This window comes from Luteolibacter pohnpeiensis (assembly GCF_016595435.1).
GTDB lineage: Bacteria > Verrucomicrobiota > Verrucomicrobiia > Verrucomicrobiales > Akkermansiaceae > Luteolibacter > Luteolibacter pohnpeiensis.
Window position 1 is genome coordinate 39,028 of sequence record NZ_JAENIJ010000018.1, and the last position, 20,915, is coordinate 59,942.

A 20,915-nucleotide genomic window follows, 5' to 3' on the forward strand; every position below is an offset into this window, starting at 1 on the left:
TGATTTCAATTCATGGCCTTGAAACTACAACTCCCAGTGGTTGCCGCCAGCATGGCAATCCTCATGGTCTCCTGCGCAACTCAAAGCGGGACAACCGAGGACCCAAATGCTGCGACGCAATCACCGGGAGTTGTCGAGCCCGTGAAACCGCCAGCGCAAACCGAGGCGACCGGAACGACGCCGATCGAGTCGCCTTTCCATATGCCAGACACGATTTACGATCTGCCCGGCGATCACCAGTTCGATCGGGCATCCACCCAGTCCAACACTGAAAATAGCACTGGATCTGGATCCGGAGTGGTGGCCCGACCTCCCACGGAATCCACGGAGAAGCCGGAATCCTCGGATTGACCGCAGTCCGGCCCGCGCTGGTCCAGTCTGGCTCGTCAGAGATTCAGGATTTCTTTTCGGTCAAAATCCTGAAACCAATATCCGGTCTACGCACCGAGCGATCCTCCAGCCACTCGCGCTGAGGTCGTGATGGTCCCATCCGAATGATGGTCCAAAACGTTCCACCCGCAGGGTTCGCTGGATTGATCTGCATCTTCTCAGTCCATTCGTAGACGGCAATCGGATCGGACTTATCCAAGGCTGCGAACCATTCATCCTGATTCGGCAGGCGGGATTTTTTCCAATTCGCATACGCGGAGGCATCCCACCAATCCACTCCGGTCACGGGATTTGCCGGATTCCCAGCTTTTTGAGGTTCCCACGCATCCGGCACGTGCCCGGATTTCGTATCCGGCTGTTGCCGGTGATTGTAGGTCTTCTCCAAATGGGATTCTTTCAGAATGTCCAGCGCCTGCAAAAACGCGACATACTCACCGACCGAAATCGGACGTGCGGAGATAGCGAACGCCGGCAACTCAGCCACCGCTCCGTCCACACCGACATGCTGCCCCGCTGATACCGAAATAGGCGCGGCTGGCTGGACATCCAAATCACCAGGATTGGGATCGGGAGCTTGATGCCGACTGAAAATGAACACCAGCAAACCGGCCAAGATCACAGCTGCGGCCACACTGGCCAAAATCGCCGGCTGCCGTTTTTTGGGAGGATGTTCCTGAAGCTGCCGGTGGATCTCACGGCAATATCCCTGCAAATCTGCCCAGCTCTGCACGACTCCATCCCCTTCCCCGCGCATCCAGGCAAGCAGCACGAGCAGCCTGCCACTTGCGGGTCGATTTTTTGCAACCAGCCGCGGCAGCTCCCGCCCAAGAGCAGCGATATCGCGTTGAGATGTCCCTGGCTCCCGCTCCCCGGCAATCGCCAGGTTCGCCAGTCTCACACCCCCATTTGGCAACAGATAGCAATCTTCCGCGCCGAGAGGAACATTCGCAATCGATTCACTTTCCAGGAATTGCGAAATTTCACTAATCCGCTCCAATATCCCCACCAGCACCTGAGGATCCATGGTCGTCTTTTTCCGGGCCAGCTCCGCCAATGATTTTCCTTCCAGAATTTCATAAGCAAAAAAGCACTGATCCGGAACCGAGACCGCCTCGTAAATTGAGGCAAACGCGGATTGATGGATCGCCGCCTTCACCCTCACATCCGCTAGAAAGGCCTCGGTTTGATCGGCATGCTCGCTTTTCAACTCATCGACATAAACGGGTCGCCGAATCGACACTTGTTCGGCCAACCAGGTAGTCGCCATGGACGACTCCCACACCGCTTCTTTTAGCAAATAATCACCCAGTTGGCGCGCCTCAGTGTTGGATTCCATGGCTGTGAGCGAAATGATCTACCGTGGCGGCAAAAGTCCGGCGCTCGGATCGAAGTCCGGCGGGAATTCATTGGAAAAATCCGGCAAAGCGTAGGGATCATTCATATTCTGCGAATTCCGGTTTGGCAGCCGCGCGGCCAAATGCCGTGGCCAGGCTTCCATATCCATGACTTCCCCTTTATAACTCAAGGTCACCACTTGCCCGTAATATTCCAGGCTCCCAAATAGGTGCTCATTTGCAACACTCTGCGATGGGATGGTATAGGTCATCAAAAGCGTTTCCGGGCCATCTGCCCAGTTGATCGGCTCCGTGAGCCAGTGCTGCTCCACCCAGGAATCGTCCTCCAGTGGCACGATATCCCCCTTTGACGTGAGATTGAAAAAGTTCACCTCAATGGAGATTTCACCGACATCGAGTTCAGCATCCGGGGCAACTTCCACCGGTATGGTCAGCGTCACTTTCTGACCCTTTGGATCTTCGCCCTTGATTATCCCCACCCGATCCAAGGACAGCTTGCCCAGCTTATCCGTCGGTCGCTCAAAACCATCCCTCAGCTTCGCGGCCGCTGCTTGATAGAGCGACCCGGCACCCGCGACACCCAATTGGAAAACCTGCTCGTAGTATTCTGACGCCTTGTCCAGAACGCCCATGTTTTCATGAATTTGCCCGAGTTCAAAAAGGACTGAGGCTTCATGCGGAGACTCCTCCAGAGCGGACTCCAACTTCGTGATCGCCCGCATCATATCGCCAGCGATGCGGGCCTGCTTTGCTTCTTTCACAAGCCTTTCGGATCGAGGAATGGCGATCGAAGGAGTTGTTAACGGAGTCGGCTCAACCTTGGGAAGCGGGGCAATCTCCAGGACCGGGGGGCGGGCGACGATCGATTTGTCGGCAGTTTTTTCGCCGGACTGTGGGATTCTCAGCGTCACGACTTTCGGAACTTCTTTCTCCACGATCCGGACCTTTTGCGAATCCTGAAAGCGCTTCGCCAACGCAATGCCTCCGATCGCAAGCTGGCCAACCGCGAGCAGCGCAAGACAACCGCACGCGATCGCAAACACCGGTGGTCGCGTCTGCTTCGGCAAACTGTCGGTTGAAGGACTCGTCATTGCTGGAAGATGGCTAATGGCCAATACACTGTCAATGCACCGGCAAGGTCAGGACAAAGCAAGATCCCGACACCCGTCGTGTGCCACAAGTCAAATCCCCGCCCATCGCGCGCGCGAGCCTTCTCGATAAGGCCAGGCCCAGTCCAACGCCCGGCGATGATTCCGCCGCTTGACGCGCAGATTTGTGGAAAGCACGGAAAATCCTGCGTTTCTCCGAATCTGCGATGCCTGGGCCATGATCGATTGCCAAAATCCGGATCTTTCGCCTTCCCTCCTGAACACGAAGTTCCACCTCCGCCGGATCGCTCCCGGCAGCATATTTCGCAGCGTTGTCGATGAGATTGAACAAGATGTGCTCCAGTGAAGCCGTATCCAGGCGGATTTTGCGAAGCGCGGCACGGCTCTGCAATTCCATGCGCAACGTCAGATTCGCCGAAGCAAGTCGGGCTTCGAACCGCTCCCGCATCGGCTCCAAAACTTCCGCAATCGGCTGACTGTCCTTCACTTTGCGAATGCAGCGCCGCTCGATCCGGGAAAAGGCCAACACATTCTCAACCAGATGCGACAGTCGATCCGCCTCACGAGAAAGCACTTTCAAGTAAGTGTCCTGCTTTTCCGGCTTCACCGCGCGGTTGGCCAACATTTCCGAGTAGAGCCGGAAAGTCGTCAGAGGGGTGCGCAATTCATGAGTCACCGCAGAAACAAACGACGCCCGGCGTTCACTCAACCGAATGATCATGGCGGCCAGCACGGTGGCTGCAAGGATCGCCAGCACGACCGCCAGCCAGCCCACCGCCAGTGAAATCGCGATCGGCGCTGAAAAAGTCGGCCTTTCCCCGGGAAGTGAGCCCGGCTGCAAGCGCAGCGGGAACGAAGCCAGCACCAGCCCATCATCCGAAATCCCCTGGGCTGGAACCAAGTCCGCACCCGGCAAAATATCCCTCACTTCCCGCAACAAGCGGTTTTTCAATAGCCCGACATCCAACCAAGTCCCCCGGAGGGATGCGGGACTGTAGGGATCGACCTTGAACAAAAACAACTCGCTGCCGATCCAAATGGCTCGCGGGGCGACCGATTCCTCCTCCTGGGCAAATGGATCGCGGGATAGGGCATTGTCGATAATCTTTCCGCGGCTTAGCCACTCCAGATTGCTCGCCGCTTTTTGTTGGGTCATGCTGGCGCGGTTCAGATTGTTCTCGCGAATCAGATTTTCCAGCTCGGCGGGGCTTTTCCCATCGGTCCGCAGTTTTGCCAAAACGGCCAGACACCCGCCAGGTACGTTTTCCAGGACCTTCGGCAACTCCTCCGAAGGTTGAGCCGACCAAACGAAGCTGCGCCGGACCAACACCAAATCCGCTGCCTCAGGCTGTGGCCGATTCAATGAGACAACGGTCACTGCCCCGAGTGAATCCATCCGCCAGAGTGCCAATCGCATTCGTTCCTGCAAATCAGCGCGACCTTCCGCAGCAATTCGATCCCGCTCCGCGCGGATCGCCCTCGTGGTCTGCCATGACATGGCCAGCAAAATCACCACAGCACAGATCGCAAACGCCACCCAGGCCAATGCTCCATTCCGGACTTTCATGACTCAGCACCCGTGATCAATCGATAGCCCTTGCCGCGCTCGGTTCTGAGGAATTGTTGATCTTTGTCCCTCAACTTGGTGCGCAAATGCATGACGTGCATGTCAATGGTCCGGGTTTCCGTGCGGTCGGGATCGAGTCCCCAAAGATGCCGGAGCACCTCCTCGCGGGAAACGATTCTTCCGTGGGAATCCATGAAATACCGTAGCAGCTCAGCTTCCCGCTCTGATAACTCCTCGACCTCCCCGCCGCCAAATCGCAGCGCCCGCGCCTGAAAATCCACCACACCGCCGGGAATCCCGCGTTCATCCGCTGGAGCCGCCCGTTCGCACGTGCGCCGTAAAACCGCATCCACACGGGCCAGCAATTCCTTCATGCTAAATGGCTTCACCACATAATCATCGGCGCCATCCTTGAGCCCGCGCACACGATCATTTTCCTCACCCCGGGCGGAAAGGATGATGACCGCTTGGCCAGGGCGCTTGCGTTTCAGCGCACGCAAAATTTCGAACCCGGAGGGACCCGGCATCACCACATCCAGAACCAGCAGGCGATATTTTGACTTCAGAGCCAACTCCATTCCCGAGTGCCCATCGGCTGCCTCCAGAGTATGGTATCCTGCATATTCCAGCACGTCCACGATCCCCTGACGGATCGCAGAATCGTCTTCAATGACTAAAATGGTGACTTCCGGCACGGCGGTTCGAATTTTGAGGATTCTCTCAAGTGAATCTGCCTCCGTCCGTAAATTGTCGGTAAATTCAGTCAGTAGCGGGCTTTTCAGATGCTTTCGAATCGATCTCTGCCTGTGGCTTGGGCTTCGATACCCGGCCTTTCGGGACATTCCAGGCCGTCAGCCATTTTTGCCCCGTTTGATGAAATCCGCGGTCGACCAACCGTTGCTCCATATCCGGGAAATGAGCGGCTCCATAAAAAATCCCGATGGATTTCTCACCCTCACCCAGTTCTCGATCCAGCACCTCCATGCAGCGAGCGTTCCGATCTGAAATGACAACGTTTTCCCCAGTCAATCCACTGACCTGATCTTCCGCTCCACCCAGGGTATGGATCAACGCCAGCTTCATGATATTCGACTTTCCGGTAATCAGTCCATACATGAGCCTTAACGGGTTAGGCTCGCTCACCTGGTCCTTTTTGGAGTTTAGCGCAAAACTGACCAAAGACTCCCCTCGCTCCGCCTGTTTGGCCTCAAATTCCGCAGCAGTCATATCGGCGTGGATGAAATTCTGCGCGGTGTAATCGACCACATCGACCTGACTCGAAAGATCCAGCATCTGCGCGGCCTTGTTGTAAATGGTCCGCAGTGCATTGAACTGCGGCGCTTTTTTGGCAGGTGCGGGTTTGATTTCAGGGGCTTCTTCATCCGTAGCATCATCGGCTGCGGCCTCCGCGTCATTTTCATCCGCATCCTCACCGGCGACTTCCGGTACCGCTGCTGGTTTCGCCGCTGCCTGACGACCAAGATTTTCGCCACCGATCATCTCGAACAGCACCACGTCGTAGCTTTTGAAAACCTCGTTGAGCTTTTCGTAGTATTTTTCATCCGCGATGTGGATGGCTCCGATCAAATCCAGGGTGACGCCGTCTTTCTCAAACCGCGTCACCGCAGTCTGCAATCGGGCGGATTTCGGACTTTCCACCACTCGAACAAACTGTTCTTGGGCATTCGGCTGGGCGAACGACGCCTGAGCAAAGGAAAATAAGGCAGCGGCAAGAACCAAGGATCGTTTCATATGTCAGAAGCTGGATTTCCCAAGAACAGCGTCTCCAACGGGTGGAATTGTCAGCAGAACCCGTTGTGACCGTTGCTCAGGGCGATGTTTTGGACTATAGCGGTTTTGAAATGAAGTCGCCAGTCCCTTTGGAATATTGCCCGGATTTGCTCCGCTACACCCGTCGCACCACCCGCGAGGTCATGGTCGGAAATGTCGGGATCGGCGCGCATCACCCGATCCGCGTGCAATCGATGATCACCTCCGACACGCGCAACACGCCGGCTTCCGTGAAGCAGGTACTCGATTTGGCGGATGCCGGATGCGAAGTCGTCCGCATCACCGCGCAGACCAAAGTTTACGCGGCAAACCTGGAAAACATCGCTCGCGAAGTCCGCGCCGCCGGATGCCAGGTTCCGTTGGTCGCCGACATTCATTTCAAGCCAGACGCCGCAATGGAAGCCGCCAAATGGGTGGAAAAAGTCCGCGTCAACCCGGGCAACTACGCGGATAAGAAAAAGTTCGAAGTCCGTGAATACAGCGATTCGCAATACGAAGAAGAGCTGGAGCGCATTCGCGAGGAATTCACTCCGCTGGTCCATCTTTGCAAAGACCTCGGCCGCGCCATGCGCATCGGAACCAACCACGGGTCGCTCTCCGATCGCATCATGAACCGCTACGGCGACACCCCGCTGGGCATGGTTGAAAGCGCGCTGGAATTCGCCCGCATTGCCCGCGATAACGACTACCACAACTTTGTGTTTTCGATGAAAGCGTCGAACCCGAAGGTCATGATCGAAGCCTACCGGTTGTTGGTCGCCCGGCTCGATGCGGAAGGCGCGGATTGGAATTACCCGCTCCACCTCGGCGTCACCGAAGCAGGCGATGGCGAAGACGGTCGGATCAAAAGCGCTATCGGCATCGGCTCCCTGCTCGCAGACGGCATCGGCGATACCATCCGCGTGTCACTCACCGAAGACGCCATCCACGAAATCCCCGTCGCCAAAAAACTGGCAGCACCTTTCAATGACGTCTGCGCTTCAAAAAGTGGCTGTGGCGTCCCGCCGCAGGCCGTGTCGGCTGCGTCCCGCAGCCGTCTTCTGTCCGATGACACCACAAAACTACAAATCAACTGGGATGCGGTCGAAAAATCCGAAGCCAGTTATTTGCCCCACTGGAGCGTCGAACAAGGAACCTACGCCGTCTGTTTCCGGCTCGCCGATTCGCTTCCCGCTTCCGTGTTGGAACGTTACCAAGCGAAACATCAGGCACTATTGGCAGAACTCGAAATCCTGATGCGCGCCAGTGGATCGCGTAGCGCACTCGACGAGATGTTGAAAGTGCGGAAAAAAATCGCCGACCTCCAAATTTCAGAAATCGATCCAGAGCTAGATCGTGGGCACGGCGAATGCCTTTTCAAAAACGAGCATTACGCCAAGCTGATGGTGGACGCACTGAAGCATTTCGATGGGGCGCGCTATGACCTTCTGGCCTGGGCCGTCATGCCGAATCATGTTCACGTGATTCTGAAACCAGCTGCGGGAGAAGAGTTGGAAAAAATTCTTCATTCGTGGAAGAGCTTCACGGCTCACGAGATCAACAAGCTCCGTGGTTCCGAAGGGAAGATATGGCAAAAGGAAAGCTATGATCATCTGATCCGCGATGGCGAAGATTTGAAGAATCAAGTGGCTTATGTTTTGAATAATCCAATCAAGGCTCGGCTTGAAAATTGGCAGTGGGTGGGAACGGCTTATGAAGATGTCGCAGCGGGACGCTGCAACCACGACCTGCGGCGGGACGCCGCAGCCACCGATGAAGCAAGCCACGAGAAACTCACGCCATCTTACGATCCGTTTTCTTATGCACGGCGCTCCAGTTCGGTGCTGACCGTGATGAGTCATGACCTCGGCGGCGACCACACGGTGCGGGTATTCACGACGCAAGAACGTTGGAATGCCCTCGCTCATAAAATCTCCGCCATGGGCGATTTCAAACCGGAAATTATCCTCGAAAAAGCAAGCGTCATGGCCATCGATCCACGGGACGAAGCCGCGATCTCCGCGTTGAACGCCGACACTCAGCCGAGTTTGATCACCGTTGCCGACGGGCTCGATCTGGAAGTGATTCACGCCTTTCGCGAACTCGCCTTCAAGGCCGATCCACGCCACCCGATCCTGCTGAAGGACACGCTTCACCCACCGTCCGACGATACCGATTTCATCGATGCCTTGCTGCCAGCTGCCATGAACATCGGTTCGCTGCTCTGCGATGGAATCGGCGATGCCATCCTCATTCGCGGTGAAAAAGCTCCCGGCCAATCGCTTCGTCTCGCCTACAACATTCTTCAAGCCGCCGGCACCCGGATCTTCAAAACCGACTACGTCGCCTGCCCGAGCTGCGGCCGCACGCTTTTCAACCTGCAATCGACCACCCAAAAAATCCGTGCTGCGACCGGCCACCTGAAAGGCGTCCGCATTGCTGTCATGGGTTGCATCGTCAACGGTCCCGGCGAAATGGCTGATGCCGATTTCGGTTATGTCGGCGGCGCACCTAACAAGATCAATCTTTACGTCGGCAAAACCGCAGTGAAGTTCAACATCCCCGAAGCCGAAGCCGTCGAGCGATTGATCGATTTGATCAAGGAACACGGAAAATGGATCGACGCCCCGGTTGGAGAGCCCGTTGAAGTTTGAGCCATGTCAGAAACCGAATTACTGACCAAACCGATCGAACAAACATCGGTCGACACCCCATGGAATGTGGTGGTTTACGATGATCCGGTAAACCTGATGGAATATGTGACCCGGGTGTTGATGAGCATTTTCGGCTACCATCAAACCCGCGCCACAAAGTTGATGATGGAAGTTCACGAGCAAGGTAGATCGATCGTCTGGAATGGAGATCGGGAGAAGGCCGAGTTTTACACCCAGCAGCTCCAGTCACATCAACTCAAAGCCTCGATGGAAAAAGCGGAATGAACCTGATGCCGACACTCGAAGGCGGACTCCGACTCGAAGCCGAATCAGAAGTGGATTGGCAGATTCTCTATGCCATCCCGCACGATGCCGCAGGAACTGATCTCGCCAGTCGTCTGGGCGATTTGGTGACCGACGACTCACTCGCTGAAGATTGGAATGATTTCGTCGTTCCCGATTTAAAGTCCCAATTCGATAACCAGATTGAGCACGTCTCCGACGCTATTCGAGAGGCTCATGCAAGCGCCGAAGGGGAACGGGGAACCATCTCGATCAAGCCTGCGGAATCTTCCATTTGGTATGGCGTGCTGAACCAGGCGCGTCTTTCCCTGGAAGAAATGCACCATTTCGGAAATCGCGATCAGGTTGATCTAACAGGACAGGACCCGAACCGCCGGACTGCGTTTTTCCGGTCTCAATTTTACTGTGCCCTCCAGTCAGAAATGCTGCGGCATGGGCTGATTTGACCGGGCAAACTCGCTCCGAATTCGGACCAGTAACTCGTTCACTTTTGCCCGATCTGGAACATCCTGGAGTTGGGAGCAGGCGAATGCCGACTTCAATTCTTCCAATTTGCGTTCCGCTTGTTCGACCAAATCCTCGTAGGCAAACTCGCCTGCACGAATGCGGAGCAGGTAATCCCGATTCGGCCGCCGAATCCGGAGCACGCCTTCTTTCGCGATCTCCTCAGCCATTTCTAACAAGCGAATCGTGTGCATCAGATTCTTGGAATCGTAGCCACGCCCGTGACCGGCGTTGTTTTGAAACCGCTCTTCATTTCGATTTGCCACCCACTCCCAATATTCACGGTGAGCCTTGCAATGAGCCTGAAACGCATCCTGGTTGCAATGCATCCAACCGATCGGAGTCGCCTCTTTCGGCACACTGCTGAAGACCAGAGAATCTGGGTCTTTGCGCGAGATCACACCACGGTAGATGTGTCCGTCATTGTGATAAATCGCATAAATCCCGGGGGAATTTTGAACCGCTGTTAGACCGCAATCCTCTTGGTTAATTCCGCGATCCTTGAGCCAATCCTCAAGTCCGACGCTCCCCTGCCCCTGCGGAACATGACAGAATTCCAACAATGACTTTCGCTGCTCCGGCTGCGGGTTGACGATTTTCTTGTTCAATCCCCGGGCTTTACGAATCTGCCCCATCGCATATTCCCCGAACGTCTTTACGCAAAGTTTCGAGAGAAACAGTGATGGCTCCAGGAGCTTGAATAACGGATGCTGATACCTCACGCAATCCTCAGGCATCGCGATCAACTCCAGAGCATTCGGATTATTCTTCAACAGAAGCTCCATGAAGCGACCGATTTCATAATAAACTTCGTCACCCCGCTCATCGGAGACTTGCTCGATTTGATCCAGGCCCAGCACGAACGGCATCGGTGCGACAAATATGCCACGCAAATCTTCATCCGAATGCTCCAACTGAGTTCCGTAGCACCGGCTGCCAGCTACCGCCTCGAACAAGAGCAGTTCTGGCTTTCTCACTTCATCTAACGAAAAATCATTACTAGAAATCGCTCGATGATTGGCACCCTGCGAAACTTCGTTCACCAGCAAAGCATCCAGCACCTGCAAATCTTCGGGACCGCGCGACAATGTCGGCGCAAGCTCCTCAAGTTTTTCCAGTCGAGCTGCAAGAAACCGATCAATCTTCGGATTTCGCGGCATGCGCTCGCCCTCATCGCTAACCGATTTATATCGGAGCAATTGATCAATCTCCGGCAACAATTCCGCCGGAGCCTGCGCAAGCAAATCGGCGAACGGAACTGGAGGAGCCCCATTCCCTTCGCTCACCCATGAGGCAGAAAGCAGTGCCCTCATCGCGTAAAGGTAGTCCTTTGCCCGAACCGTCTCTGCCCCTAACTTCCCGAGAATCATTTGTTTCCCGAGGCCTCGATAATGATCCGAGGATGCCTTGGCAGAAAAGACCTCGCGCGCGGCACTTCGCCAGCGGCTCAAAAATCCCGGTTCTTCGTGATAAACGATCGGTGAATGCAACCACTCCACCAAAGCTCCATTCGACTTACCTAACAGCCGAAGGGATTTCCGAACATCCCAGCCTCCAGCATCAAGAAGCCCTTCGAGTGGCAATTCGATCGAATCAAAATAATCCCTAACGGATAGATACGTTTCCGAGTTCCGAACAAAGATGAAGCGAATGTCGTAGTCGCTATCGGGCGACGCAAATCCCCAAGCCCGGCTGCCGGATTCACAGGCATAAAGAATCTTCACCTCGCGTTCGGATTCGATCCGCTGCAAGAGAAATGGAATTTGATCAACCGTCATGACACGTGAGGATATGCCGACCGCGATCGGCTACCTCAATCTTGAACTTCACTGGCAGGAATTTCTCAATCACGGAAATATTGGAAAGAACATGTGCGCTCGGTTTCATCATGACGAATGAACCACCTCCGGCCAATGCCATCGGCAAAAGCAACTGATCGGCCAGGTTGCGACCGACGGTTGCATCGGAATCAATGAAGCGCTTGATGCTGTTTGCAGCGCGATGACCCACCGATTCCGCGCTCACTCCCATTTCTGCCAGGGCACACGACATTTCATGGGCGTTGGTAAATTTCGCTCCAACCAAGCAGCCAATGCCACGGCCCGGGCCATCTTCACGAATTTCGATTTCCGTATCCTCACATGGCAAGGTTACACAAGCGGAATCGAGGATGCGCCGGGCGATCGATTCATTCAGCGCCCGGACGACCACCCGTATCGACACCGACTCCAAAGCGCCCCGATCGTGGAGATCCAGGACACCAAACTTGTTGATCGGTTGAATCGCTGCCTCCATGAGGCCGCCGCCTGCGGGTGCGAATCCGGTCTGGTGCAAAGTCAGCTCGGCATTCACGCCCATTTTCCGGATCGTTGGCATATACGCCTTATCCAGAAATTCGAAGGGCGGTGCCAACGGGTTGATCGTTCCGCCTTCGAGCCGGATGTTCGATGGGGCCGCAGCATGCAGCAATGCAGGCAGCAAGGTCTGGAAAAGCAAGCTGGTGCTACCTGCCGTGCCAATCGAGAATTGGTACGATCCACCTCGTATTTCACCGCCACGGAAAACCAGCTCGGTTGAGCCGATCTCCGCGCCATCCACCGAGCCGTCGGAAATTTCCTGGGATGCCAGCACACAGGTGAGGTGCTGCCGCATCAAGCCCGGCTTGGACCGCTTGCCACGGATGTTCACCATGCGAAATGGCTGACCCGTAATCATGGCAAGGGACAGTGCGCTGCGCAGCATTTGGCCGCCGCCGTTGATGCCGTCGAGTTGGATGAGTTTCGTCATTTTTAGAACAGCCGCGCACGATGACGCAGCTGTGGTTTGTTAGAATTTAATCATCGGCTGCGGATTCATCCTTGATCACGAAACGAGCTTGGAGTTTGGCGACAGATTGCGCCAGACCTGCAGCTTCCACACTCCGCAAAACTTCTGGGAAGTTTTTATAAGCATCCGGCGCTTCGTCGATCGGATACTTGCGGCAATTCGTTAGAATATCGGAAGCATCAAACTCGGCATCGATCTTTTTCTGATCGAGTGTCCGGCCTGCATGACGCCGACCCATCGCCCGGCCTGCGCCGTGGTTGACCGACCATGCAGTTTGCTCGGCACCGCCTTGCGCAACCATGACGACCGAGCCATCACGCGGGTTGCCAGGCAGAAGAATCGGGTGACCGGTTTCGGCAAATGGCGTTCCAGCCAACGCGAAGTGGCCGCCTGGAATCGCACGCGTCGCACCTTTGCGGTGAACCCATGCTTTCTTGCCATCCACGATTTCTTCCCGCGCAATGTTATGCGAAATGAAATAGACCAACTCACCGGTCGCACCTGGCAGGATCTCCTGAAATGCTTCGAGCACGAGTGCGTTGATCAACATATGATTGACCGTCGCGAAGTTCGCACCGATCGACATGTCATCGATATAAGCATTCGCTTCCGGGGTTCCGAGGGGTGCGTAAACCAATTGCTTGTCGCCAGCCGGGAATGGCGTCGCCCAAGCGCGGAACTTTCGTTCCAGATCACGGAATTGAGCTTGCGCCAAAACGTTGCCGAGACCGCGCGATCCGCAATGGCTCAAGAACGAAACATGACCGTCCTTCAAGCCAAACACATCCGCCGTCTTCCGCATCGATGGGCGATCCACCACACGCGTGATTTCACATTCACCGAAGTGATTGCCACCGCCGTAAGAACCTAGCTGGTTAATTTTATCCATGAAATGCCGGACCCGGTTTTCAGCAAGGATCAACTCCAAGCGCGCACCGAGTGCATCATGGGTTCCGTCGTGGCCGCGATGCGTCGAGTCCTCGCATCGGCTGGCCCAGCGCGGAGGAATGCCGAGTGCTTCGCAAACCCGCTCGGACGCGCCTTCGGTGACGGCGAGCACGCCGGTTTCGCGATCAATGTGCCGACCGTTTTTCACCGTTCGTTGGCCACGACCGGCACCTGTGGGGGTTCGAGAAACGATGGCGTCGATTAGCGCCCGTCGCGTTCGTTTGTCGACGATGACATCTTCAGGAATGTCCATCTGCAGGAGCGACATCGAGCATTTGATATCCACGCCAACCGGACCCGGATAGATATGGGTTGGCGAAACCATGACGCAACCGATCGGCGCGCCGTAGCCGGCATGGGCATCCGGATTCAGGACCACATCGGTCACGCCGGGAGCCATGCGCGAGTTGATCGCTTGCTGCAAGCAGGTCTCGTCGAAGGAATCACGAATCGCATCGGTTCCGATCACGGTGATCGGCTTGCCGGAGCTGTCTGGAAGAGGGATGAAGCCGATGGCTTCGTCGGTTTTGGTAATTGAATTCATTGGTTAGAAAAGTGATGGCGACTAAGGGTTGGTGAAACTTCCTGCTCTATCCATTAAGCTACCGGACCGTCGATGGTGGCCCGGACGGGATTCGAACCCGTAACCTGGTCATGAGAAATGATGTAGTTCCACCGGCATTCGCCAGGATGAAGATGAGGTCTCGCTAGAACCGCGACAAGAAGTCCGAAAACATTTCTTTGCTCTACCACTGAGCTACCTTGCCGAGGCAAGGGCCGGAGTTGAACCGGCGACCAAAGAATCAATGTAGTTTTCGTGGCATTCGCGGTGGGCGGACGAGGGACCAATACGGCGGCAAGGCGATGCGAAACAGTTTGGTATCGGTTGGCAACGATGGAGTTTCACAAGCATCCGCCGTATCGGCAAATCAGGCGATTTTCATTCGGGGGTTAAGAGGTTGATTTTCGATTTCGCGGATCCAGTGCAGGAGTCCGTCACCTCCAGCCGCGAAGCTGGCAATCAGACTGAAGACCTGATCACTGAATCCGGCAATGTTGAGGATGTCTCTGCGATCCGGCGCTTGAGTCGTTAGATTCGGAACAAGATCGATGCAGACCAGTTTTGCCTTCGGATTGCGGTGCTTCATCTGCTCCCATTCCGCGAGCATTTTGGTTCCACTTTTGCGATGAGGATCGGCCCACGATTCGTTATCAGAGATGAAGATCACCAAATCAGCCCGGTATCTTTCCGAATTCAGCTTTGCCAATGGCGCCGAACAGGACGTTCCACCGCCGCCGATATTGGCGAGCTTTTCCGCGTTCGTCATCACTGTGTCCCGTGCATTCAGTTGCAACTTCACGACATCGACTTCGAACGGTAAAACTCTCGCTTTGCGATTTTTGCGAAGCAGTGCTGCAGCGATCAGTCCCGCCACATCAATGCATCGGACTTTCGAACTTGCACCGCGACGGTAACCCGTGACGGGCATGTGCATCGAGCCTGAGACATCCGGACAGATCACGACATTTCCTGAAATCTCCGGCACGTTTTGGAGAGCGATTTCCATCGCATCCTGCAGGGCATTGCAAAGCTTCAAGGGAACTTGGGAAGACGCATTCAGATAGGCGACCATCAATTGATAGGGAAACACCCTGGCTTTGCGGATTTGATCAGGATCGACCAAACGCTCCGCCAATTGGTCCACCAACTTTTCGTCTCGATACACGCCATGCCGGGCAAAGGTGTTGAGATTCATCCGTGTGGTTTGCCAGGAAGCTTTGGCTGCGATCACTGCCCATTCCTTCTCGCCCAGATCTTGTGCGGTGAGCATTTGGAAAGGAACGTCGGGCACGGCACCCTCTTTCTGCCTTTTCCACAACTCGAAATCGCGCAGGGAAGCAGGCAACTTTTCAAGTTCGTAAGGCTTGCCGATCAACCATGCATAAAATGCCTGGCGCGATGGATTTGCCGGATGCGGATGCACCATTTTGACGATGTCGACCAGGGACGGATCGTTGCCGATTGTTGCTTGGATCAATTGCCGATCGCTTGCGTAGGCCAGCCATTGCCGGACCAAACGCTTCGGTGCCGAACCCAACGATTTCCGACCGGTGATGCCGGACCGGATAATTTGCACGAAGGTCCGAAGCATCCGGCCATTGTCGATGACCGATGGAAAAATCTCTGTCAAACGGTCCAGATCGCGAGTCGCCAAAACCGCGCAGAGCAAGGCCGGCATGTCCTTCATGTAACCTTTGCGCCGGGCATACAGAGCTGTTTTCGCGAGGAAATCGACGTCGACCTGAGCGGCCAATTCCAGAACCCGGTCAAGCTGGGCCTCCGCAGCGGCATAGAACGTCGGAGTCAGGCATCCGGTAGCCGCCATGCGGGCAAGCGATGCTTCTGGAGAAAGCGAGTATGCTTCCGCGCCGGCATCATTGCGGGCATTCGCGGGCGGCAGCAGCGAGCTGCGGAAAGAATGGAAGAGGTTCTTGTTTGCCATGATCGTGTTTCCGTTGTTTCAGCGGACATTCCCCTATTTGGCACGGCATGGACCAATTTCGCGAAGCAACGACCCAAACCATCCTAACTCGTTCTTTTTCTGAGCTTTGAAACTTTGAAAATATTTTCACGACAAGCTTTCACGGAAATCAATTGCCGAGCAATTATCTTTTTCGCTACTCTTTTATCCATGAAGCGAGTCCTCATCGGCATCCTCGGCACGAAACTCGACAGTGGCACGGAGCCGCATCGTTGGGACCGCTGGCGGCCGACGGTTTCCTTGTTTCAACACGAGGAATTGCTGTGGGATCGGCTGGAACTCATCGCCGAACCGAACTTTGGGATCATTTCGAAGGTCGTCACTGACGATGTGGAAATGGTTTCCCCGGAAACTAAAGCAACCGTGCATCCGATCGATTTCGGCCGCGACCCGTGGGATTTGGAAAAAGTTTACGGCGTTCTTCATGACTGGGCGCGTGGCTACCCATTCGACACCGACAACGAGGAATATTTCATCCACATCACCACCGGCACCCACATTGCCCAGATTTCCCTCTTCCTTCTAAATGAGGCTGGCACGCTTCCTGGCAAACTGATCCAGAGTTCGCCACCACCTGCGATCAAATCCCGGAAACCACTTTCGGCCAGATATTCCGTCATTGATCTCGATCTTTCGAAGTACGATCAACTCAGTACTCGCTTCACCAAGGAGCAGGCCGAAGTAACGGCATTTCTGAAAAGTGGCATCGCGACTCGCAGCAGTGGCTTCAACCGATTGATCGATCGCATTGAGCAAGTCGCGCTGCGTTCCAAATCGCCCATTCTACTCACGGGTGCAACCGGCTCCGGCAAATCCCACCTTGCTCGGCGGATCTATGATTTGCGGCAACAGCGTGGCGGACTGAAAGGCGATTTTGTTGAGGTCAACTGCGCCACTCTAACAGGTGACACTGCAGCTTCCGCTTTATTCGGTCACGTCCGCGGATCATTCACCGGCGCCCAGAAAGATCGACCTGGTTTGCTCCGACAAGCCAACACTGGCATGTTGTTTCTTGATGAAATCGGCGAACTCGGGCTCGACGAACAGGCGATGCTTTTGCGTGCTCTGGAGGATAAAACCTTCCTGCCAGTGGGAGCGGACACGCCGGTCAAAAGCGACTTCCAACTGATCGCCGGCACGAACCGTGACCTCCGGGAAGCCGTGGCTCGTGGAACCTTTCGCGAGGACTTGTTGGCACGCATTCATCTGTGGACTTTCGCACTTCCGAGTTTGGCAGAGCGGCGCGAGGACATTGCGCCGAACCTTGATTTCGAGCTCGATCGTTTCGGCCGCGAACAGGGCCAGCGCGCAAGTTTTAATAAAGAAGCCCGCATGCAGTTTTTGAAATTCGCCGAGGCACCGAGCACCCCCTGGCGCGGCAATTTCCGCGACCTGAATGCCGCCGTCACGCGCATGGCAACCCTCGCACCGCGTGGCCGTATCCGGGTTGAAGAAGTGGATGAAGAAATCCAGCGCCTTGAGGAAAGCTGGCATCGACCCAAAGAAAAAACGACCAGTCAGGATTCGATAGACCTAACAGAAGTCTTATCCCCAGAGATTCTAACAGAAAGTGATGAGTTTGATCTTGTGCAACTCCGATACGTCATCAGCATATGCCTTAAATCCGCAACCATTTCAGAGGCTGGACGTGAAATTTTCAACCGTTCACGGGAAAAACGTGCCGTTCGAAACGATGCGGATCGTTTGAAAAAGTATCTCGCAAAGTTCCGGTTAGAATTTTCTGAAATTCGCAAAATGGGTTGAATAATTCGAACCCAACGATCGTTCCACCCTATGTTATGAAAACGATCCATATCCTCGCTCTCGGAGCTACCCTCAGCTTGACAACCGTCATCGCCAATGCAGCTCCCCACGATAACCGTTACGATCAAAATTATCGTGCGGAACCTTATCAAAAGGAGAGAAAACCAGCCCCTAGAAAGCACATCTCGATCGAAACCAAAGCCCAAATCCGCCTCCGCGAACTTGGATACTATAGAGGTGCAATTGACGGTGACTTCGGTCCTCAATCGACCCGTGCCCTCGTCCGTTATCAACGCGACCACCGCCTGCCAGCCACCGCACGCCTTGATACCCGCACCCTGCGCAGCCTCAAATTGAGCTAATGCCGGCACATTCACTTCCCCTCAAAAAATCCCGCCCGATCGATATGGTCCGGCGGGTTTTTTATAGCTTGGTATTGGACGTTAGACCCGTGTTGTTTAAGGATGTCGCATCGCCTTGCCCAACCCCGAAGACATTCAAACCTTTCTCAGCGAATCGCGATGGAAAGACCGCTTTGACGACGAAATTCTCGCCGTTGCCCAGTCATTTGTCGGGAAGGTCAAAAATCTGCAAATAGATCCAGTGATGGATGACGGTGCCCACCTGTCCGCCACGATTGCGGGTGAAGAAACCGAGATCGATTGGTGGCAAACCAACGGAGTTTCAGATTTCGAAACCAGCTGCAGCTGTGAGCTCGGCTCGTTTTGCCATCACTCTGCCGCATTGCTTCTGCGGGCGGCGAAGGAGCGGGATGCCTCACGATTGATTGGCAAATCCAGCCCCACTCAACTCGCCGCCACTCTCCCAAGCGCGAGAGATCTTCTAAAAAATCCACCGCCGGACCTGGAGAGGATTTCATTCGAGCCGAGATTCGAACTGCGAGTCACCCGCGAGCCCACCGATCGGCAAATCCAGCTTCTGCTCAAATCGCTCGGCCAAAAAGAACCCGATTTCTGGATCAGTGCGGAAGCAACGGTCATCTACGGAAAACATCGTAGCTCACTACGCTCAGCCGCCCCCGATTGGGTAAGCCCAATCACGCTGGAAAATGGCCAACCAGCTCTGATCCAGCACGATTCCGGAGCCGAAGCCGCAGCCGCACAACAACTCCGCGACACTGGGCTTTCCTCCCTGCAATCGAACTCCTCCTGGCGGTTTTTGCTACAGCAGAAATCCGGCGGGACGAAGACGCCAGATCGCTGGTTCCCTGACCCCGGCCGTGTTCCCATCGACGCTTTCTGGCATCAGTTCCGCGGTGAAATGGTGGAGCGCTTGGAGCTGGCCGGGTGGAATGTCATCGTGGCTGACAACGTTGGGCATCGGGTTCACCAAGCAGATCCCGAACGCTGGACCAATTCCCTTTCACCCGGAGATGGCGGTTGGTTCAGCCTTTCTGTCGGTTTCGATGTCGGCGGCAAGAGATATGACCTGCTTCCGATTCTCGCTGAATTGTTAGAAAATGATTTTCTCGAAGAAACTCTGGATCGACCGGACAATGGACACGTGTATGCCCCGCTGCCTGATGGGGATGCGCTCCGCCTGCCAATCGGCAGAGTCCGGCGGATTCTGCATCATTTAGCTGCACTGATCGACCCCAAGTTTCCGGACCGGGCTCGCCTTCATGCCTTGGATGCGGTCGCGCTAGCCGGGCTCGGCGAGCTTGGTTTGGGAACACCTCCGGATCTGTTAGAATTAGCCGGAAAACTCGCTGATTTTTCAGGCATTGATCCGATCGATCCCGCCGAAGGAGTTCAAGCGACATTGCGCGACTACCAGCTCGCCGGCTTCCGCTGGATGCAATTTCTCGCAAGGCATGGCCTGCATGGAATTCTGGCTGACGACATGGGGCTTGGAAAAACCCTGCAAACTCTCACTCACATACTAACCGAGAAGTCATCCGGTGCCTCGCGCGGTCTTCCTACATTGGTGATTGCCCCGACTTCGGTGGTTCCGAACTGGCGGGCAGAAGCGACCAAGTTCACCCCAGATCTACGCGTGCTCGTGCTGAATGGCCCTGAGCGGAAAAAATATTTCCGCTCGATTCCCCATGCGGATCTTGTGCTCACGTCTTTCGCATTGCTCCAACGCGACATTGATAAACTTCGGGCTTATCCGTTTCACCTCGTTGTCCTGGATGAAGCCCAGCACATCAAAAACCCTCGGTCCAAGGTTGCGCAAGCTGCGTGCAAATTGGATAGCAGTCATCGACTCTGCCTTTCTGGAACTCCCGTCGAAAATCATCTGGGGGAATTCTGGAGTTTGATGAAGTTTTTGATCCCGGGCTTCCTTGGAACGGAAGACGCGTTCAACACCCGATTCCGCAAGCCGATCGAAAAAGATGGCGACATGGAAAGAAATGAACTGCTGAAGGAACGCGTTGCCCCGCTCATCCTGCGGCGCACCAAAGACCAGGTAGCCAAGGAGCTGCCGCCGAAAACCGAACTCGTTCACTTGATCGAGCTTCATACCGCTCAGAAGGATCTTTACGAGACGGTGCGCGCCACCATGGATAAACGCGTGCGCGAAGCCATTGCCGCCAGAGGAATCGAGCAGTCACAGATTGTGTTCCTGGATGCCTTGCTTAAATTGCGTCAAATCTGCTGCGATCCGCGACTTCTCCCCGATGATTTCAGCAATGAAGTTCACGAATCGGCCAAGCTGGATTATCTAACAGATCTACTCGCCACACTGATCGAAGAAGGACGCCGCATTCTTTTGTTTTCCCAATTCACCACCATGTTGGCTCTTATTGAGCAGCATCTGATTCGCAAAAACGTCGCTTATCTCAAGCTCACCGGAGGTTCAAAAGATCGCGGCAAACTGGTCGAGGATTTCCAGTCAGGCAAAATCCCGGTCTTCCTTATATCTCTCAAGGCAGGTGGCACCGGGTTGAATCTAACAGCTGCTGATACGGTCATTCATTACGATCCTTGGTGGAACCCAGCCGCTGAAGCGCAAGCGACGGACCGCGCCTATCGGATCGGCCAAGACAAGCCGGTATTTGTTCACAAACTCCTGTGCCAGGAAACCGTTGAAGAACGAATCCACAAACTGCAGCAGGAGAAGGCGAAACTTGCTGCGGGACTCCTAGCCAATGCAGACATCTCCGCGCGACTCGATGCAGCAGCAGTGCGCTTGCTTCTGGATAAGTAACGGATCGA

General features: G+C 55.0%; 16 protein-coding genes and 1 tRNA gene. 7 read left to right on the forward strand and 10 right to left on the reverse strand.

Annotated elements, in window-relative coordinates; translation table 11 throughout:
- Window positions 1-12 precede the first annotated feature (12 nt).
- Entirely contained in the window at window positions 13-351 is a 339-nt protein-coding gene (locus JIN85_RS12065; protein ID WP_200271017.1) for a hypothetical protein, read from the forward strand.
- A 43-nt stretch (window positions 352-394) separates the two neighbouring features.
- Here the strand turns inward: JIN85_RS12065 and JIN85_RS12070 are convergent, their stop codons facing one another.
- The 5 genes from JIN85_RS12070 to JIN85_RS12090 form a co-directional block, all read right to left on the reverse strand.
- The gene (locus JIN85_RS12070; protein WP_200271025.1) at window positions 395-1,726 is read right to left on the reverse strand and encodes an SUMF1/EgtB/PvdO family nonheme iron enzyme; all 1,332 of its coding nucleotides are present in this window, start codon (window positions 1,724-1,726) and stop codon (window positions 395-397) included.
- An 18-nt stretch (window positions 1,727-1,744) separates the two neighbouring features.
- Entirely contained in the window at window positions 1,745-2,836 is a 1,092-nt protein-coding gene (locus JIN85_RS12075) for a tetratricopeptide repeat protein (protein ID WP_200271027.1), read from the reverse strand.
- Between the two features lie 31 nt (window positions 2,837-2,867).
- The gene (locus JIN85_RS12080; RefSeq protein ID WP_200271029.1) at window positions 2,868-4,421 is read right to left on the reverse strand and encodes a sensor histidine kinase; all 1,554 of its coding nucleotides are present in this window, start codon (window positions 4,419-4,421) and stop codon (window positions 2,868-2,870) included.
- Complete coding sequence (locus JIN85_RS12085) at window positions 4,418-5,116, reverse strand: response regulator transcription factor (protein ID WP_200271031.1); 699 nt, start codon at window positions 5,114-5,116, stop codon at window positions 4,418-4,420. Before JIN85_RS12085 ends, JIN85_RS12080 begins: the two co-directional genes overlap by 4 nt.
- 64 nt (window positions 5,117-5,180) lie before the next feature.
- Entirely contained in the window at window positions 5,181-6,173 is a 993-nt protein-coding gene (locus JIN85_RS12090) for a hypothetical protein (RefSeq protein ID WP_200271033.1), read from the reverse strand.
- A 110-nt stretch (window positions 6,174-6,283) separates the two neighbouring features.
- Between JIN85_RS12090 and ispG the strand changes: the two genes are divergently transcribed.
- Genes ispG through JIN85_RS12115 form a run of 3 tightly spaced genes read left to right on the forward strand, consistent with a single transcriptional unit; the run spans window position 6,284 to window position 9,594 of the window.
- Window positions 6,284-8,845, forward strand: a complete 2,562-nt coding sequence (gene ispG, locus JIN85_RS21395) for a (E)-4-hydroxy-3-methylbut-2-enyl-diphosphate synthase (RefSeq protein WP_234047391.1) — start codon at window positions 6,284-6,286, stop codon at window positions 8,843-8,845.
- 3 nt (window positions 8,846-8,848) lie between these two features.
- Window positions 8,849-9,130, forward strand: coding sequence for an ATP-dependent Clp protease adapter ClpS (clpS, locus tag JIN85_RS12110; protein ID WP_200271035.1), 282 nt, complete (start codon window positions 8,849-8,851; stop codon window positions 9,128-9,130).
- Window positions 9,131-9,135: 5 nt separating this feature from the next.
- Window positions 9,136-9,594 carry a DUF2017 family protein gene (locus tag JIN85_RS12115; protein ID WP_200271037.1) on the forward strand — a complete coding sequence of 153 codons (459 nt, stop codon included), beginning with the start codon at window positions 9,136-9,138 and terminating at the stop codon, window positions 9,592-9,594.
- On the opposite strand, the gene JIN85_RS12120 is transcribed toward JIN85_RS12115, so the two are convergent.
- From JIN85_RS12120 to JIN85_RS12140, 5 genes are all read right to left on the reverse strand, one after another.
- Window positions 9,565-11,430 (reverse strand): DNA polymerase beta superfamily protein, encoded by a 1,866-nt coding sequence (locus JIN85_RS12120; protein ID WP_200271040.1) that lies wholly within the window; start codon window positions 11,428-11,430, stop codon window positions 9,565-9,567. The two genes, JIN85_RS12115 and JIN85_RS12120, sit on opposite strands and share 30 nt — an antisense overlap.
- Window positions 11,420-12,439, reverse strand: coding sequence for an RNA 3'-terminal phosphate cyclase (gene rtcA / locus JIN85_RS12125; protein WP_200271042.1), 1,020 nt, complete (start codon window positions 12,437-12,439; stop codon window positions 11,420-11,422). Before rtcA ends, JIN85_RS12120 begins: the two co-directional genes overlap by 11 nt.
- A gap of 46 nt (window positions 12,440-12,485) precedes the next feature.
- Window positions 12,486-13,970, reverse strand: a complete 1,485-nt coding sequence (locus tag JIN85_RS12130) for an RtcB family protein (RefSeq protein WP_200271044.1) — start codon at window positions 13,968-13,970, stop codon at window positions 12,486-12,488.
- 73 nt (window positions 13,971-14,043) lie between these two features.
- Window positions 14,044-14,187 (reverse strand) — tRNA-OTHER (locus JIN85_RS12135).
- Between the two features lie 168 nt (window positions 14,188-14,355).
- Window positions 14,356-15,930, reverse strand: coding sequence for an RNA-binding protein (locus JIN85_RS12140; protein WP_200271046.1), 1,575 nt, complete (start codon window positions 15,928-15,930; stop codon window positions 14,356-14,358).
- A 189-nt stretch (window positions 15,931-16,119) separates the two neighbouring features.
- Between JIN85_RS12140 and rtcR the strand changes: the two genes are divergently transcribed.
- The 3 genes from rtcR to JIN85_RS12155 all read left to right on the forward strand — a co-directional run bounded on the left by rtcR (window position 16,120) and on the right by JIN85_RS12155 (window position 20,907).
- Entirely contained in the window at window positions 16,120-17,733 is a 1,614-nt protein-coding gene (gene rtcR / locus JIN85_RS12145; protein WP_200271048.1) for an RNA repair transcriptional activator RtcR, read from the forward strand.
- Between the two features lie 35 nt (window positions 17,734-17,768).
- Complete coding sequence (locus tag JIN85_RS12150) at window positions 17,769-18,095, forward strand: peptidoglycan-binding domain-containing protein (protein ID WP_200271050.1); 327 nt, start codon at window positions 17,769-17,771, stop codon at window positions 18,093-18,095.
- A 115-nt stretch (window positions 18,096-18,210) separates the two neighbouring features.
- Window positions 18,211-20,907 carry a DEAD/DEAH box helicase gene (locus JIN85_RS12155; protein ID WP_200271052.1) on the forward strand — a complete coding sequence of 899 codons (2,697 nt, stop codon included), beginning with the start codon at window positions 18,211-18,213 and terminating at the stop codon, window positions 20,905-20,907.
- Window positions 20,908-20,915: the final 8 nt, after the last annotated feature.